Here is a 16762-nt window from a genome sequence, read left to right on the forward strand (position 1 = left end):
ATGTTGGTGAAAAATATCAGAATTTATCTATTAATGACGGGTGGTCAGCATTGGATCGGGGGTGTGCAATATACGCGTAATTTAATCCGCTCGATTTCTTGTTTGCCTGAAATTGAACAGCCATCGATCGTGCTATCACTGGGTAGCAAAAACCAAAATGCGGGCTACGAGCAGGAATTTTCTAAATATGACTTCATAGCGTTCGAAGGCCAAGCACCTTGGGTCAGAACGCTGTGCGGTGGAGTCAGGAAAGCTTTTGGCGAATCAGCTTGTAAAATGCTTCTGCGCATTCTGGACTATTTCGATATTTCTGCAGATAAATGCGAAGTTGCTTATCCTGTAAAAGGAATGCCACTATCAATGAATTTGGAAAGCGTCTTGTGGATTCCGGATTTTCAGTATAAATGCTTGCCGCAATATTTTTCCGATGACGAAATAGCGCGTCGAAATCAAGATTATGCAAGGATGTTGGCAGGAGACGAAATACTCGTGTTGAGTAGTGAATCCGTGCGTAAGGACTTCTACCATTTTTTTCCGGAATATGCGGATAAAAATATAAGAGTTCTTAATTTTGTTTCGGTGATGGAGAGCGACGATTTTAGTCGTGATCCTGGCAATGTTTGTAAAAAATTCAATCTACCTGAAAAGTTCGTATATCTGCCAAACCAATTTTTTATGCATAAAAGGCATGATTTGGTGTTCGAGGCTTTGGCGAAATTAAAGCAGGCCGGGAAAGAAATTGTTTTAGTATGTACTGGAAATTGTTCCGACTACCGCGCTCAGGACTATTATCAGTCTTTGTTGGAAACGCTGAAAAATCACCAAATAGAGAATCAAGTCTTTATTCTCGGCCTGATTTCAAGATCGGATCAAATTCAAGTATTTAGGAAAGCGGCTTTTACCTTACAACCTTCGGAATTTGAAGGCTGGAGCACAACCGTCGAAGACGGTATTGCGCTTGGAAAAGACATGCTTTTGTCGAATATTGATACACATATCGAACAGAATCCATTATATGGAACGTATTTTCAAGCAGGTAATGTTGATGATTTGGCTGAGAAGTTAATACTGTTGTGGGAGCGATGCGCCCCAGGCCCCGACCTAAAGCGTGAAAGTTTTGTCAAAGAAAATAACCAACAACGTTGCGCCGCTTTCGCTAAAACTTTTTTGGACATCATGTATGCAGCGCGAGAGAAATCCCTGAGCGGTAAGTCTACGCTTAAGTTGGACTGTGATCCTCGTTATTCTGTAAATGACGTGTCGGATTGAGTTGCGGTTACGTCATGCGAATTACAGATGAGATTGTTATTCGAGCGCCAAATCGTGCTGCTTTAATTAATTTCCGAGAATTGATTAGCTATAGAGGATTGCTATGGTCTATGTCGATACGACAAACAAAAGCTGAATTTGGAGAATTGCACTTAGGTATTTTTTGGGTTTTGGCTCGTCCAGTCCTGATGACGATTATTTTTGTGTTTTTTCGTAATGCATCTAACGCCAATACCGGCGTATCGATTACTTACTCAGCCTATCTATACAGTGGCTTAATCTTGTGGTTCTTCTTTACTGAATCAGTTAGCAGGGCCTCAGCTTCCATCAGCGCGGATGCTGCATTGATGCAGAAGATTTATTTTCCAAGACTGCTTAGTCCGTTATCCAGTGTTGTAGCGCAACTTTCCGGTCTCGGAATAACAATGGTGCCGCTAGTCGGTATTATGTGTTTCTATCGAATGATTCCCGGGTGGAATTTACTGTTATTGCCAGTAGTGTTGCTACAAACGCTAATGCTGGCATTCGGCTCAGGTTGCTTATTTGCGGCGCTAGCAACATTGAGCCGCGATTGGGAGCGATTGTTAAGCTTGCTACTTTATATCGGTTTATTTATTTCTCCGGTCATTTTTGCGCCTTCCATGCTGCCGAAAGCAGCTCAAAGTGTTCAGATGCTAAACCCTATATCCGGCGCGCTACTTGGTTTTCGTGCTTCTTTATTTTCTGAATTTTCTTTGCCTTTATATGAATGGCTTTATTCTGTTTTAATCTCGGTATTATTTGCAGGAGTTGGCGTTTTTGCCTTTCAGCGCGCAGAGCGTACGTTTATGGATAGATTGTGATGGTGGACGATTACGTAATCAGAGTTGATCGTCTTTCTAAGCGATACGAACTGGGGAAACATAGTAGTACCCAGCCGGTTAATAAGGGAGTGTTGGGTGGCATTGCAAGACTATTTAACGGTGGTACATCAGATGAGAGTAGCTCAATATGGGCTCTTAAAGACGTTAGTTTCGAAATTAAACGAGGAGAACGTTTAGGGTTTGTTGGCAAGAATGGAGCAGGTAAGTCGACATTATTGAAGATACTTTCTAGAGTGGTGTATCCGAGCTCCGGAGAGGCCCGAATTCGAGGTAGAGTTACGTCTCTGTTGGAGGTCGGCACTGGTTTTTTGAACCATTTAACCGGCCGGCAAAATATCTATTTAAACGCGTCTTTCCATGGCTTGACCAAGCGAGAAACCGATCAACGTTTCGAGGATATTGTCGAATTTTCCGAACTACAGCGATTTATAGATACTCCTATTAAATTTTATTCCAGCGGCATGCGAGCTAGACTGGCTTTTTCGGTTGCGGCTCATCTTGATCCCGATGTTTTGTTGTTGGATGAAGTTTTATCCGTTGGCGATATGGCATTTGCAAAAAAATGCCTTGAGAGAGTTGAAGAATTAACCCACGGGGATAGAACGATCTTGTTTGTCTCTCATAGCATGGATTCGGTAAGGAGGTTTTGTAATCGCTGTATTTGGCTGGATCGAGGGCAAGTCGTTATGGATGGTGCGGCCGATAAAGTTACCGATGCGTTTACTCAAGACAGTATGACTCTGAGCTCGCATCAGCGTTGGATCAGCAACCTTTCTTCAAACTCTTCCCGGGTGAGTGTAGGAAGTGAGCCTATAAAAGCTGTAAATCAGGTTTCGGGTCCCGGCTTACCGGATCCTCCACACGCTAGGCTAGTTGAAGCAACCGTATACGATGCCGAGGGTAGGCAGACATCCACCGTTTGTGTTACGGACGAAATCAAGTTAGAGGTCGTATTCGAGGTTTTCTTTGATCGTGCCACTATCGTGCCTTATTTTAGAGTAATTACTGATGGTGATTTGTTGGCTTTTAATGCTGTATATACGAATTTTAACTCTGTATTAAACAATTGTAGAATTGGAAAATATCGGGCTTCAGCTGTTATACCAGCTAACTTGCTCAATAGTGGTAGGTATTCTATTACGGTAGGGTTGTGCACACCTAGTACCGGTAAAATTATGCGGCACGACGAAGCGGTTAAAGCACTCTCGATATATGTGCATGAAGCGCCTTTTGGGGTCTTATCGTCATTAGGGCCTTACTCAAAAGTACCAGGTACGGTAAGGCCGTTATTAAAATGGTCGGAACAGGAAGTTTTAAATCATTAGATCTAAATAGGTTAAGATGCTTTTTGACGAGTCATATTATATCGAAATAAATGAGGCGCGTTGGAGCGCTGCGGACCAAATTATTTCAAATTTGCCTTCAATATACAGTTGTATTGATATGGGGTGCGGGCCTGGTTGGTTTGCAAATAAATTAGTACAAAAAGGATTGTTGGTTCGAGGCATAGACGGAAGAGAGGAACTGGTTAACGAAGCACGTCAGCGCGTTCCTGAGGCAAAATTTCACATTGGCGATGTTACTTCAAATAGCCTTTTTGAATCTTTGCCCTCCGCCGATTTGGTGTTTTGTTTTGGTTTGCTTTACCATTTAGAAAATCCCTTTGCAGCCATTCGTTCTATTTCTAAAGTTGCCAGCCGGTTTTTGTTAATTGAAACTCAGATTTCTCCAGGAGACGCTGCTGAATTTAAGTTGGTTTCAGAGGGGCGGAATGAAACTCAAGGGTTGACTTATCATGCCTTGATTCCATCGAGAGCAGCGCTCATTAAGATGTTGTTTGTATCAGGGTTTAATCAAGTTTTGCGTTACACAGGAAGCGTCGATCACTTGGATTTTATCGATTCCCCAACTCGGATTCATCGCAGGGAAATTTTTCTGGCTGCCCGAGATTTCGGGGAGTTTCGCGATTTTGTCACCGAAGTTGAGCCCGTTACCCCAAAAATTGATTATACAGTCAACGGTGATGGATAAGTGCTTTATTGATGGTAAGGTTTCTTAACGACTATGTTTTCTATTTGTAATAGTCGATAATCCACGTTCAATTGAAGCTCGATTGAGAAATTTAGACTCAACCTGATTATGCTTTTTTCATCGCCTATTTTTTTGTGTTATTTTTTACCCATAGTGGTATTGCTGTATTTTATTTTGCCATGCAAAAAATGGGTTCTGCTGCTTGCAAGTTTGATTTTTTATGCGTGGGGCGAGCCTGTGATTGTTGGGGTTTTATTTTTTGTAATTTTATTTAACTATTGTTTTGGATGTTTAATTGGTGGTAAGCGGTTCCCGCGCTCACAATATACGCTGCTACTTATAGGTGTGGTTGTCAATTTGGCAGTGCTGGTTGTTTTTAAATACCTTGGCTTTTTTGTGGAGGCATTAAACCAATTTGCTAATCTATCAATTCCAGTTCCAGAGATAACTCTTCCCCTAGGAGTTTCATTTTTTACATTTCAAGCAATTTCCTATTTAGTCGATATCCAAAGAGGAGAAGTGGTTTTTGAAAGGAATTTGTTGAATTTGGCTGTTTTTAAGGCATTTTTCCCTCAGCTAATTTCCGGCCCAATTGTGCGTTTCGGTGAAATGTCGACAGATTTACACAGCCACAAAGTACTTCTAGTAGACTTTTCGTTAGGAGTTGAAAGGTTTGTAATCGGACTTTCTAAGAAACTTCTTATCGCCGATACGCTTTCTGTTCCCGTAGACCGAATATTCAATACTCCCGCTACCGATTTGAGCAGTCCAATAGCATGGTTGGGATTACTTTGCTTTGCTTTTCAAATTTATTTTGATTTCTCTGGGTATACCGACATGGCGATAGGGCTGGGGAGAATGTTTGGTTTTCATTTTCCGGAGAATTTCAACTACCCTTACGCTGCCCGTTCTGTACAAGAGTTCTGGCGACGTTGGCATATGACCCTATCACGTTGGTTTCGTGATTACTTGTATATACCTTTGGGTGGAAATCGACATGGGCCAGCGAGGACCTATTTTAATTTATGGACTGTGTTTTGTGCCACGGGCTTATGGCACGGGGCAAGTTGGAATTTCTTACTTTGGGGAATCTGGCATGGTGGTTTTCTTGTGTTAGAACGAAGTTTTTTAGAAAAGCCATTGGCCTCGCTGCCGTCACCATTTCGACACGCCTACACTTTTACTGCAGTGATACTAGGTTGGGTTTGGTTCCGCGCCGAGACAGTTGTTTCCGCTGTGTATTATTTTTCAGCGTTATTTTCTTGGCGAACTGATTATCTTGAACGCGATTTAACCATAATGTTTAATCCCTTCATTTGGGTGATGTTGCTCATTGCTATTATTTTTTCATTTTCGAAAATTCGACTATTTTCGTTGTTTTTGGGAAGTGAATTAATTTCCGGTAACTCATTCCAGGTGTTTTGCAGAAATATATCGCTAGCGGTGTTAACGTTGGCCTGTGTTGGGACAATTGCCGCAAGAACCCTTCAGTCATTTATTTATTTTCGGTTCTGATCAATGCATCGAGTAAGGTTTTTTATTTTACCGATATTGTTTTTTGGAGCTATTTCAACAAATACGTTGCTTACTTCGCTTGGGTACGTGCTGCCATCAAAGCTTGACGAAAATCGGCAATTGGCATCAATGCCTAAGTACTCCGGTTCAATTGAGACCTTCATTCGGCAATTGGATAGTTTTGTTTCTGATAATTTTGCATTTCGGAAGCCGTTAGTTGAAGCTTACAACTCGTTGCTTTATAGAGTTTTTAATAGTACTTTCAACAACAAAGTAATCATTGGGCGAGATGGTTGGATTTTTGGGGCTGATTTCGATACGCAACATTCTTTGGCCCCGAGGACTCTATCCGATGAATATAAGCGTAATGTTAGGATTTCCCTGATAGAGAGACGGGACTGGCTGGCCGAAAGAGGGATAAATCTCGTAATTATGTTTATGCCATCTAAATTGAGTATTTATGGCCCAAATTATTTGCCTAGTGCGCTGCGGTTTTCTAAAGAACAGGCAACAGAGAGTGAGCAAGTATATGATTTTTTAAGCCGGGATAGTGGGATTCAATTTATACCGGTTAAGAAGGCTATTTTAGAAAAGTCTAGTGCTATTCAAACTTATTATCCTACAGATGGTCATGCGAATCATCAAGGGACTTTTGCTGCATTTAATTCTCTAATTTATCAGCTTCGTCTGAACTTCCCTAACGAGGCTCCCTCTGAATATCCTCCATCGGAATTAAAAGATGACTATCTAGAACCAACTTCTTACGGTCGACTTATGGGTGTGCCTTTTAAAGACCTCAGTTGGGTATCAGTGCCTTTGGCTGGATATAGGCAGCGGGAACGTCTAGCGCCGCAGTTCGCTGAGCTTGCTCCGGTTGGTGTAAGAGCTAGATATTTAACCAATGATCAAGCGCCATTCGTGAAAACTGTTCTGATAGGAGACAGCTTTACAAACCGACTGGCAGCCTACATTGGAGAGGTCTTTAGGGAAACAGATGTCTTCAATCTTAACAACGTTGCGCCAACGCCAGAGTTGAAATTTCCGATTGAATACCTTGATAAGGTAAGACCAAAATTTTTAATTATGACCTGGGTTGAAAGTCGACTAGTTGAGTGTTTACGTCCCTGCCAAGATGCCTTCCCCGTTGAGAACCCAGCTGCGGTTAGGCAAGCTAGGTTACGCCGTCTTTTCCTCGAATTTAGCGTTTCCAAGAGTGATTGGCAAGGTCCGCGTAACGGTGCTGTGCTGGCCGAGCTTCGAAATCCCGGGCAAGAAGCTATCAAGGTCCGAGTTAATGGTCGATCTGATGTGTTGAAAGGTGAAATGACTGAGATTGTAATCCCCGCAATGGACAAAGCTTATTTGTTCTTAGATACTGATTCAAAAGGGAATATCACTCCGCCGATAATTGAAGGTAATAGTTCTATCAAGCCTTTGCAAGAGTCTGTTTTAATACCATTAAGTGCTCTTTAGTGGTATTAGTCGTTGATAATCGGCGGTATAAGGTCGCGTTTCTTAGTCCACTACCAGTAAATGTTGTGTTTTTCAGCCTTGTGAGTAAGCTAATCAAATCGTTGTTTGGTCAGCAATTGTTGCGTCGATATCGCCCTTATTCCGGGGTGAGACCAGATTGGTCGTGGCTTAAGAACTCTAATGAATGGGGGGGCGCTCGCCGTTTCGCGGAAACGGGGCTAAAAGTTCTCATTGCTACAAGCACTGGGTCCAATTGGCCTTGCAGTGCTCTCGAGAGTGTTTTGGGAGTTGCTCTGACACTTCGCGGTGCCAATGTCCGGTTTTTACTATGTGATGGTGTACTGCCCGCTTGTCAGGAGTGCGATCATCAATGGCTTTCGGAATCTAGCTTTGTAGATCGAGGTCCGCTTTCCAGTCTGTGCTCATCTTGTATTTCTCCAGCTAGTGCGATGCTAGCGCCGCTCGGTTTACCAATATTGCGCTATAGTGAATTTCTGGGTTGCGACACCATAAGTTCTTTGCCTAGCCAAGTTGTAAATGGATTGTCAGAACATGCTCTCGCGGGAACATTGCGCTACTACGGTTGCGGGTCTTTGCCAAGAACTGATAGTTCCGGATCGATTCGCGCTCGTTATCAAGACGCTGCCGAAATTACCGCAAATGTCATGTATCGATTGTTGGGTAAAGAGAAGCCGGATGTTGTTGTGTTTCATCACGGGATTTATGTGCCGCAGGGGGCGATCGGAGCTGTGCTCCGGGATGCCGGAGTTAGGCTTGTCAATTGGGGGCCTGCGTACCGCAAGAAGACCCTACTGTTCAGTCATGGCGATAGCTACCACCATACGATGGTAGATGAGGCTACGTCGCAATGGGCCGATGTAGTCTGGTCTTCGACAGAAGATGAAAACCTCATGAAGTATTTACAGAGTCGTTGGACGGGTGGAAACGATTGGATCAGTTTCCAGTCGGAAGCGGAGTTGGATAGCAGTCGGATTGCCGACTGGCTGGGGTTGGAACGCGGCAAGCCCATCGTCGGCTTGCTGACGAACGTGATTTGGGACGCGCAATTGCATTTTCGTCAGTCGGCGTTTCCGTCCATGCTGGATTGGCTGTTCGCCAGTATCGACTACTTTATCTCGCGTGCGGATCTGCAATGGGTCATTAGAATTCATCCTGCCGAAGTCAAAGGCACCGTGCCGTCCAGGCAAAAGGTGGCTGACGAGATTGCGGCGCGCTACGGTTCGTTGCCCGATCATATCAAATTGGTTTTGCCTGACGATAAGGTGTCTACGTATGCGCTGATGTCGCTATGCGATAGTGCGTTGGCGTTCGGCACGAAAACGGCGCTGGAATTGGCTTGCACCGGCTTACCGGTCGTCGTTGCCGGCGAAGCGTGGTGTCGCGGTAAAGGTTTTACAATCGACGTTTCCGATCCGGATCAGTATCGCCAAGTGTTGGAAAGCTTGCCGTTGGCCCGGCGCTTGCCGCCGGAGCAAGTGGAATTGGCGCGCAAGTACGCATATCATTTCTTTTTCAGGCGGATGATACCGTTGAAATGTCTGGCGCCGATCTCGCGTTTCGGCCCTTATAAAGTCAATGTCACCAGTCTGGAGCAATTGATGCCGGGGGCCGACCCTGGGCTTGATTTGATTTGCGATGGGATATTGAACGGCAAACCGTTTATTTACGACGCATGAGCGAGCCGCTAGCGGAGCGTCCCCCGCGCCGATGGATTTTGCACGACTACATGCAGGTAAACGGTGGTGCCGAGCGCTTGGTGCTTACGATGGCCAAAGGCTTGCCGGGCTTCGGCTTGGCCGTGTCGGCGCTATATTCCGATTACACCGAGAGTGCCGACACCAGTGATGTCGACATTAGGGTGCTATCCCGCGAAACGCGTTGGCCAAGAATAGCGCGAGCTCTTTGGACTTTCGCGAGGCGGTTGCCGATGGTTCGACAGGCCGAGCTGGTCATTTACAGCGGGATTTACGCGCCGTTGGCCGTTCGTTCTCAGCGCGCGGGACGACGGGTTTATTATTGCCATACGCCGCCGCGCTTCGCATTCGACCGCAAAGACGAGTATTTACAGCGCGCACCGTCAGTTTTGCGTTGGGTGGCGAGTTTGCTGATATACCTCTATCGTCAGGCGTATCTGCAGTCGGTCGCGCGGATGGATTTGATTCTGACCAACTCGGCGCATGTGCAACGGAGGATTTATCGGCAAACCGGACTCAAGGCCGAGATTTTGTATCCGCCGATTAACGTTGACGCTTTTCGTTGGCAGTCGGCCGGCGATTATTTTTTGTCGCTGGGTCGCTTGGAGCCGAACAAGCGGGTCGAGCGGGTAGTGCGGGCATTTATGGGTTTGCCGGGTCAGCGCCTGGTGGTTGCTTCCGGCGGATCGCAGTTGGCTTATTTGCAGCGGCTTGCTGAAGGTGCCGACAATATTCATTTCACCGGTTGGTTGAGTGAAGCGGGTTTGATCGAATTGATTGGCAACGCCAGGGCTTGTATTTACATTCCGTTGGATGAGGATTTCGGAATGTCGGCCGTCGAAGCGATGGCCGCCGGCAAGCCGGTCATTGGCGTTGCCGAAGGTGGCATGCTGGAAACTATTGTCGATAATGAAAGCGGGTTTTTGCTGCCGGCCGACCCGAGTCCCGGGCAAATTGCCGATGCGGTCGTCGCGATGAGTCGCGAACGTGCGGCGTCGATGCGTGCAGCTTGCGAAACGCGGGCGGCGGGATTTTCGGAAGAAAAGTTTCTGGAACGATTATGCTCGTTACTCGATAACGGTGCATAATTTACGGAATGAGAGTTTTACATTTTTACAAGACAGCATTTCCTGACACGATGGGGGGGGTGGAACAACTCATCCACCAAATCGCCAGAGGCGCTAGCATGCGCGGTGTGCAGGTTGACGTATTGTCGTTAACGCAGGAGAAAGTGGATCGTACGATTGCGATTGACGGCTATTTGGCGCACCGGGCTCGAATGGATTTGCAAATTGCGTCGACCAGCATTTCGGTTTCGGCTCTGTTGCGGTTTGCCCAGCTGGCCCGGAAAGCCGACATCATTCATTACCATTTTCCCTGGCCGTTTATGGATCTCGTGCACTTTGTGACGGCCGCCAACAAGCCCACAGTGTTGACCTACCATTCCGACATCATTCGGCAACGGAACTTGTTAAAGTTGTATCGGCCGTTGAAGCGGCGGTTTTTAGGTAGCGTCGACAGGATCGTCGCGACGTCACCGAATTACTTCGCGACCAGTGACGTATTGGAAACGTTTGCCGATAAAGTTCGGGTCATTCCAATCGGTTTAGACAAAGCCAGCTATCCGGAACCTTCGACAGAAAACATACAGGCGTGGCGGGAGCGTTTGGCTCCACGGTTTTTTATGTTCGTCGGCGTGTTGCGCTACTACAAGGGTTTACACATCTTGTTGGAAGCCATGCGGGGTGTCGATTATCCGGTGGTGATCGTCGGAGCGGGGCCGATCGAGCAAGAATTGAAGGCCCAAGCGGCGCGGTTGGGCTTGAGTAATGTGCACTTTCTGGGGCACTTGCCGGATGAGGATAAAGTGGCCTTGCTGGCTCTGTGCTATGCGGTGGTGTTCCCTTCCCATCTGCGCTCCGAGGCGTTTGGCATCTCTCTACTGGAAGGCGCGATGTTCGGCAAACCGATGATTTCCAGTGAAATCGGCACCGGCACGACCTTTATCAACATCGGTGGTGAAACCGGAATGGTCGTACCGCCCAGCGATCCGATAGCACTTAGACAGGCGATGACTTATCTGTGGGAGCATCCCGAGGAAGTCGCGAAAATGGGTGCCGCGGCCGAGGCTAGATATTGGCAACATTTCACTGCCGAGCGCATGGTTGAGGCCTATCTGGATATTTATCGCGAGTTGCTGGCAAACCGCAAAGCGTGATCCGCGTGGATTGTCGAGAACCCTCTTTGGATGTGGGTTGGGATAATTTGTTAAAATGCGTCTGACCTGATTTTTGAGATGGACATGAAACACGTCGAACTTCTTTCCCCGGCCGGCACGATTCGGAACATGCGTTATGCGTTCGCGTTCGGCGCCGACGCGGTATACGCCGGCCAACCGCGTTACAGCTTGCGAGTGCGCAATAACGATTTCCTAGCGGACAATCTGGCGAAGGGGATAGCCGAGGCACATGCGATCGGCAAGAAATTTTATTTGGCGGCGAACGTCATTCCGCATAACGCCAAGGTGAAGACGTTCGTCAAGGACATGCAACCGATTATCGCGATGGGGCCGGACGCGCTGATTATGGCCGATCCAGGCCTGATCATGATGACCCGCGAACAGTGGCCTGACGTGCCGGTGCACTTGTCGGTCCAGGCCAATACCGTGAACTATGCCAGCGTCAAATTCTGGCAACGCATGGGGGTAGAGCGGATCATTCTATCGCGGGAATTGTCGTTGGACGAGATCGCCGAGATTCGCCAGCAATGTCCCGACATGGAGTTGGAGGTGTTCGTGCACGGTGCGTTGTGCATCGCCTATTCCGGGCGTTGCCTGTTGTCCGGCTATTTCAACCATCGCGACCCCAATCAAGGGACTTGTACCAATTCCTGCCGTTGGAAATACGACACCAAGCCGGCCGACGAAACCGCCGAAGGCGATTACGTGTTGGCGGACAGGCCGGTGTTGTCGATGAACGATCTCAGTCACGGATTGAGTGGCGCGAGCTGCGGTGGTGCCGAGCGTCATCCGCTGGCCGATCAGATTTATTTTCTCGAGGAAGAAGGTCGGCCCGGCGAGTTGTTGCCGGTCATGGAGGACGAGAACGGCACTTATATCATGAACTCCAAGGACCTGCGCGCTATCGAACACGTGCAGCGTTTGGTGGAGATCGGCGTGGATAGCCTGAAAATCGAAGGGCGGACCAAATCGCATTTTTACGTGGCGCGTACTGCGCAGACCTACCGTCAGGCGATCGACGACGCGCTGGCCGGCCGGCCGTTTCAGCCGCAATTGCTGGGTGTTCTGGACAATCTGGCCAGTCGCGGTTACACCGATGGTTTTTATCAGCGTCATCATACGCACGAGCATCAGAACTATCTGTCCGGTTATTCCAAGAGCCATCAGCAACAGTTTTGCGGCGAAATCACCGCCTACGATCCCGACACCGGTCTGGCCGATGTCAGCGTCAAAAACAAATTCGCGGTTGGCGATCGGTTGGAAATGATTTTGCCTGGCGGCAATCGGGATATCGTTGTGGATCGGATGCTGGATAAATACGGCAATCCGATGCAAGAGGCCTTGGGCGGCGGATACGAAGTGCGAATTCCCTTGCCTAGCGAAGACTGTCGCTACGGCTTGTTGGCGCGTTATTTTTGATGGACTTGGAGGCCGATTTGGCATTTCTGACCGCCGATTTATGCGATCGCTTCGGCGATGCGGAGAATTTCCAGGTCGCCGAACCCATGCTGCGCCATTTCGGCGGGCGCCAACGGTTTTGCGGGCGAATCGCCACGCTGAAGGTTTTCGAGGACAATTCCTTGGTGCGTAGCGCATTGGAGGAAGATGGCAACGAGAAGGTGTTGGTGATCGATGGCGGTGGCGGCAAGCGTTGTGCCTTGTTCGGTGATACCTTGGCAGCTCTGGCGATCGAAAACGGCTGGAGCGGCATCATCGTCTACGGTTGCGTGCGCGGCGCGGAACTGTTGGCGCAACTGCCGATCGGCGTAATGGCCTTGAATACCCATCCAATGCGTAGTCGTAAGCATGGTCAAGGCGACCGCGACGTGATGATCACGTTTGCCGGGGTCAATTTCAAAAAAGATCATTACCTCTATGCCGATAGCGATGGAATTATCGTCGCCGAGACAAAATTGGATTAGAATTCCAATGCCTTAACCTAGTAAAAAACTCAAGAATATGCAAATCGTACTCGCAAACCCTCGTGGATTCTGTGCCGGCGTGGACCGGGCCATTGAAATCGTCGATCAAGCCATCGATACCTTCGGCGCACCAATTTATGTGCGTCATGAGGTCGTGCACAACCGGACCGTGGTCGACGGATTAAAGGAAAAAGGCGCGGTGTTTATCGAGGATTTGAGCGATGTACCGGTCGGCTCCTATCTGGTGTTCAGCGCGCACGGGGTTTCCAAGCAGGTGCAGCGCGAAGCCGACGAGCGGCAATTGACGGTGTTTGATGCCACCTGCCCGTTGGTGACCAAAGTTCACATGCAGGTCGCCAAGCATGCCAAGCAGGACCGGGAAGTGATTCTGATCGGCCACGCCGGACATCCGGAGGTGGAAGGCACGATGGGGCAGTACGAAAAATGCACCGAGCACGGCAATATCTATTTGGTGGAAACGCCGGATGACGTTAAAAACCTCAAAGTCAATAATCCGGATAATCTGGCCTATGTCACGCAAACGACGTTGTCGATGACCGACACCAAGGTGATGGTCGACGCGCTACGCGAGCATTTTCCGTCGATCAAGGAGCAGAAAAAAGACGACATATGCTATGCCACCCAAAACCGTCAGGATGCGGTGCATGATCTGGCGAAAATTTCCGATCTGATTTTGGTAGTTGGCTCCCCCAACAGTTCGAATTCCAACCGTTTGCGGGAAATCGCCGAACAGCTCGGCAAATCCGCGCACTTGATCGATACCTATCGCGACCTGAAACAGGAATGGTTGTCGGGCGTGGATGTCGTCGGCGTCACAGCCGGCGCGTCGGCGCCGGAAGTGTTGGTACAGGAAGTGATCGATCAATTGAAAGCCTGGGGCGGCGCCGACACCCTGGTCCGCGAGAATAAAGGTATAGAGGAAAAAGTGGTATTCTCTATTCCCAAGGAATTGAAGAAGCACATGGAAGCCTAACTTAATCAGCCCAACGAGGAACCGTATGGCTATTACCGCGCAAGATTTAGTCGCCGCCGCCAAGCAGCAGATTTCGGAGATCGACGTCGCCGCCGCTCGCGAACGCTTGACGACAAATTTGATTCTGGATGTCCGCGAGCCCAACGAATTTGCCGCCGGCCATTTGCCGGGCGCGGTCAATATTCCACGTGGCGTACTTGAATTCCAAATTTGCGGACATCCCGCTTTCCAAGGTCGGCAACAAGCCCCGACCGTGGTGTATTGCCAGGGAGGCGGCAGGTCGGCGTTGGCGACTCAGGTATTGCAGCAGATGGGTTATTCGGCGACGGTCAGCATGGCCGGCGGTTTCAAGGCTTGGGCGGAGAGCGGTTTGCCCGTTGAGTGAGCAAGACGAACTCCGTATCGATAAATGGCTATGGGCCGCACGGTTTTTCAAGACCCGCGGCTTGGCGTCCGACGCGGTCAGCGGCGGAAAGGTGCATGTCAACGGCCAGCGCTGCAAGCCCAGCCGGGATGTTCGGCTCGGCGATCGCATCAGCATCACCAAGGATCAGTATACCTGGGATATTCTTGTCACCGGTTTGAATCGGCAACGCCGTCCGGCCCAAGAGGCGGCCCAATTGTATGTCGAAGACGAGGCCAGCGCCGCCAAACGGCAACAATTGGTGGAATTGCACAAACAGCAGCAAGCCGCGTTCCCAGTCTCGGAGCGTCCCTTCAAACCCAACAAAAAGCAACGCCGGCAAATTCATCGTTTCAAAGAGGGTTCGGCTTGACCGGACCTCGTTCAACAAAACGATAGCCACACTTCCCGCAAGACTTTATTATTCCAGCGTTGTGCGCGCGCCGGAATAAGCCGGTGTTTGTCAAACGGCGGCCGGACCTTAAGTCCGGCCTAAGAACCGGCGTTTAGTTTGCCGGTACGCTTTCACCCACGCAAGATTCCAAAAGGTTTTTGAATGTCGCAACGCTGTTTTTTCATAATCGCGCAAGCGGTGCTGGTCAGTGGATTGCTGGTCGGTTGCGCCACCACTCGGCAATTGGCGGTGGATTATCCGAAAACCGAATCTGTAGCCGTCAAGCCGTTGCGAGGGCAAACGACGGTTTCCGGCGACGATTACTACGTGCAGTGGCTGTCTGAGTTCGAGTTCAAGGGCGACAGCGCATTGAAAGGTGGTTGCAATGAAATGGGCGGTCATTACGAAAACGGCGATTTGTCGGCCGCGGTCGTGTTCGCGGTGCATAACGATGCCTTGAAGCTGCAGCGCGAAGCCAGCGGATTTCTTTATCAGGCGACGACCGGGCGGTGCAATTTCAAACTGGAGACCAAAAAGGCCAATTTGACGCCGTGGTTACGCTTGGATTCGGCCAAGGACACCCAGATTGAATACCGCTTTCTGACCAGTAACAGCCACGAGTCTAATCTGTCGCAGCTGGTCGAGGATCTGAACACCGCCAGCGGTTTGTTTGCGTTGACCGGCGTCGGTACCGGCATGGCGGTGATGGGGAAGTTGGCTGGCAATTGGGTGGAAAGCAATCCGCCCGTGGTCGCGAAAGCGCCGACGCCGGCCGGCAAGCTCAGTTCCGAGACCCACACGCTGCCGGCCGGCGTCGTACTTAACGCCGACAGCGCAGGTCTCAACCAAACCCGCTTGCCGGTTTACGAAGTGCTCGAAGGCGGTTGGAACATTTGGTCGTCGGAAACCAAGATACTGGGCGAATTGCGGATTTATCCGGAATTGGTGTCGTCCCTGCTGCTGAAAACCGTTGGCGACGCGACGCCGGACGCTCACGATTTGTCTCTGGAAGAACTGTGGCGGACACCGATACAAACCGCCAACGGCGAACAGCGTCTCCAGCAATTGCTGGCTCAAATCGATGCCGCCGATCGGCCCAATCTGCAACCCGATTGGCGGGATTACAGCGATGTCGAGACTCAGTGCCGGCGGCTGAAACTGGTCATGAAGGACTTGGGGTTCAATAAATTCGACCGCAACGCCTTGCTCTACTATTTTCTGAATAAATCGCCGGATTGGAAGAATTTCAATATCTCGATGCAGCGGGCGATGACCGATGAGATCCGGCCCAAATTGTTGGAGCAATACCGTTCCACCAACTTTTCCGGCTGTTTGGCGCCGGAAGATTATTGGGTCATGAAGAGCATGCGTCTGGCGGTCAATACCGAGCAGGACTGGGATGCGCTGGCCAGTTCCAGGCAAAAGAAGGAAGGCATCTTGAATCCGGTGCAGTCGGCGGGCCGACAATTGCTGGCGGCCCTGAAAAGCCCGGATAAGGATGAAGTGGCCCGTCAACTGTATCCGCTATTGAATACCGAAAAGGCCGGCAACGGTAGCGTATTGCTGCAAAACCATTTGAGTAATTTCGGCCTGGAAACCTTGCTGCAACTACCGCCGATTCCCGACGAAGGCGTGGTCGTTAGTGCCGCGCAATTGGCCGGGGTGTTCGCCGGTCTGAACGTCGATAGTTACAGTTGCGCTAGGCCGGCCCAGGAACAAGGTCAGCCGCTGGCCCATATCGGCATTCTGTTGTTCGCCACCAAGCCGGGCAGTCCTCGCGACAAAGGCGGCGCGCTCGAATTCGAACTGGCTCAGGGCCGCATCGTGCGTTTGGCGTTTCAGCATCCGTCGTTTCGCGATTTTGAACAGAATCTGGCCGATTATCCCGATCTCGGCGGCTGTCGCATCGACGCCGAATTTCTGAATCGACTGCATTAACACGGG

The 16762-nt window shown here is 49.4% G+C and carries 15 protein-coding genes; all 15 read left to right on the forward strand.

Annotation, left to right across the window (positions count from 1 at the left end):
* The 15 genes from ACQE3E_RS08870 (at position 1) to ACQE3E_RS08940 (ending at position 16756) form a co-directional block, all read left to right on the forward strand.
* Positions 1-1269 (forward strand): glycosyltransferase, encoded by a 1269-nt coding sequence (locus ACQE3E_RS08870; RefSeq protein WP_313728336.1) that lies wholly within the window; start codon positions 1-3, stop codon positions 1267-1269.
* Positions 1270-1283: 14 nt separating this feature from the next.
* Positions 1284-2111: an ABC transporter permease gene (locus tag ACQE3E_RS08875; protein WP_313728335.1), complete on the forward strand. Its 828-nt coding sequence runs from the start codon at positions 1284-1286 to the stop codon at positions 2109-2111.
* Positions 2111-3457, forward strand: a complete 1347-nt coding sequence (locus tag ACQE3E_RS08880) for an ABC transporter ATP-binding protein (RefSeq protein ID WP_313728334.1) — start codon at positions 2111-2113, stop codon at positions 3455-3457. Before ACQE3E_RS08875 ends, ACQE3E_RS08880 begins: the two co-directional genes overlap by 1 nt.
* Positions 3458-3473: 16 nt before the next feature.
* Positions 3474-4163 carry a class I SAM-dependent methyltransferase gene (locus tag ACQE3E_RS08885; protein WP_313728333.1) on the forward strand — a complete coding sequence of 230 codons (690 nt, stop codon included), beginning with the start codon at positions 3474-3476 and terminating at the stop codon, positions 4161-4163.
* A gap of 108 nt (positions 4164-4271) precedes the next feature.
* Positions 4272-5678 carry an MBOAT family O-acyltransferase gene (locus tag ACQE3E_RS08890; protein WP_313728332.1) on the forward strand — a complete coding sequence of 469 codons (1407 nt, stop codon included), beginning with the start codon at positions 4272-4274 and terminating at the stop codon, positions 5676-5678.
* Between the two features lie 3 nt (positions 5679-5681).
* On the forward strand, positions 5682-7151 hold the full coding sequence (locus ACQE3E_RS08895; protein ID WP_313728331.1) for an alginate O-acetyltransferase AlgX-related protein: 1470 nt from the start codon (positions 5682-5684) through the stop codon (positions 7149-7151).
* 911 nt (positions 7152-8062) lie between these two features.
* Positions 8063-8848, forward strand: coding sequence for a hypothetical protein (locus ACQE3E_RS08900; RefSeq protein ID WP_313728330.1), 786 nt, complete (start codon positions 8063-8065; stop codon positions 8846-8848).
* Complete coding sequence (locus ACQE3E_RS08905) at positions 8845-9954, forward strand: glycosyltransferase (protein WP_313728329.1); 1110 nt, start codon at positions 8845-8847, stop codon at positions 9952-9954. The genes ACQE3E_RS08900 and ACQE3E_RS08905 overlap by 4 nt, the downstream gene beginning before the upstream one ends.
* 8 nt (positions 9955-9962) lie before the next feature.
* Positions 9963-11084: a glycosyltransferase family 4 protein gene (locus ACQE3E_RS08910; RefSeq protein WP_313728328.1), complete on the forward strand. Its 1122-nt coding sequence runs from the start codon at positions 9963-9965 to the stop codon at positions 11082-11084.
* Between the two features lie 84 nt (positions 11085-11168).
* On the forward strand, positions 11169-12524 hold the full coding sequence (yegQ, locus tag ACQE3E_RS08915) for a tRNA 5-hydroxyuridine modification protein YegQ (protein ID WP_313728327.1): 1356 nt from the start codon (positions 11169-11171) through the stop codon (positions 12522-12524).
* Positions 12525-12541: 17 nt separating this feature from the next.
* A complete protein-coding gene (gene rraA / locus ACQE3E_RS08920; protein ID WP_064030886.1) occupies positions 12542-13027 on the forward strand; it encodes a ribonuclease E activity regulator RraA in 486 nt (161 codons plus the stop codon).
* A gap of 37 nt (positions 13028-13064) precedes the next feature.
* Positions 13065-14021, forward strand: coding sequence for a 4-hydroxy-3-methylbut-2-enyl diphosphate reductase (ispH, locus tag ACQE3E_RS08925; RefSeq protein WP_064030803.1), 957 nt, complete (start codon positions 13065-13067; stop codon positions 14019-14021).
* Positions 14022-14046: 25 nt separating this feature from the next.
* Positions 14047-14406: a rhodanese-like domain-containing protein gene (locus tag ACQE3E_RS08930; protein ID WP_313728326.1), complete on the forward strand. Its 360-nt coding sequence runs from the start codon at positions 14047-14049 to the stop codon at positions 14404-14406.
* Positions 14399-14797: an RNA-binding S4 domain-containing protein gene (locus ACQE3E_RS08935; RefSeq protein ID WP_313728325.1), complete on the forward strand. Its 399-nt coding sequence runs from the start codon at positions 14399-14401 to the stop codon at positions 14795-14797. Before ACQE3E_RS08930 ends, ACQE3E_RS08935 begins: the two co-directional genes overlap by 8 nt.
* Positions 14798-14980: 183 nt before the next feature.
* Positions 14981-16756: a hypothetical protein gene (locus ACQE3E_RS08940; RefSeq protein ID WP_313728324.1), complete on the forward strand. Its 1776-nt coding sequence runs from the start codon at positions 14981-14983 to the stop codon at positions 16754-16756.
* Positions 16757-16762 lie beyond the last annotated feature (6 nt).

Source organism: Methylomonas sp. MED-D (assembly GCF_050276835.1).
Lineage (GTDB): Bacteria > Pseudomonadota > Gammaproteobacteria > Methylococcales > Methylomonadaceae > Methylomonas > Methylomonas koyamae_A.

Bases quoted from the DNA above. Each gene is read 5' to 3' on its own strand.
- ACQE3E_RS08870 (WP_313728336.1), top strand. From the start codon at position 1: ATGTTGGTGAAAAATATCAGAATTTATCTATTAATGACGGGTGGTCAG.
- ACQE3E_RS08875 (WP_313728335.1), top strand. From the start codon at position 1,284: ATGCGAATTACAGATGAGATTGTTATTCGAGCGCCAAATCGTGCTGCT.
- ACQE3E_RS08880 (WP_313728334.1), top strand. From the start codon at position 2,111: ATGGTGGACGATTACGTAATCAGAGTTGATCGTCTTTCTAAGCGATAC.
- ACQE3E_RS08885 (WP_313728333.1), top strand. From the start codon at position 3,474: ATGCTTTTTGACGAGTCATATTATATCGAAATAAATGAGGCGCGTTGG.
- ACQE3E_RS08890 (WP_313728332.1), top strand. From the start codon at position 4,272: ATGCTTTTTTCATCGCCTATTTTTTTGTGTTATTTTTTACCCATAGTG.
- ACQE3E_RS08895 (WP_313728331.1), top strand. From the start codon at position 5,682: ATGCATCGAGTAAGGTTTTTTATTTTACCGATATTGTTTTTTGGAGCT.
- ACQE3E_RS08900 (WP_313728330.1), top strand. From the start codon at position 8,063: ATGAAGTATTTACAGAGTCGTTGGACGGGTGGAAACGATTGGATCAGT.
- ACQE3E_RS08905 (WP_313728329.1), top strand. From the start codon at position 8,845: ATGAGCGAGCCGCTAGCGGAGCGTCCCCCGCGCCGATGGATTTTGCAC.
- ACQE3E_RS08910 (WP_313728328.1), top strand. From the start codon at position 9,963: ATGAGAGTTTTACATTTTTACAAGACAGCATTTCCTGACACGATGGGG.
- yegQ (WP_313728327.1), top strand. From the start codon at position 11,169: ATGAAACACGTCGAACTTCTTTCCCCGGCCGGCACGATTCGGAACATG.
- ispH (WP_064030803.1), top strand. From the start codon at position 13,065: ATGCAAATCGTACTCGCAAACCCTCGTGGATTCTGTGCCGGCGTGGAC.
- ACQE3E_RS08930 (WP_313728326.1), top strand. From the start codon at position 14,047: ATGGCTATTACCGCGCAAGATTTAGTCGCCGCCGCCAAGCAGCAGATT.
- ACQE3E_RS08940 (WP_313728324.1), top strand. From the start codon at position 14,981: ATGTCGCAACGCTGTTTTTTCATAATCGCGCAAGCGGTGCTGGTCAGT.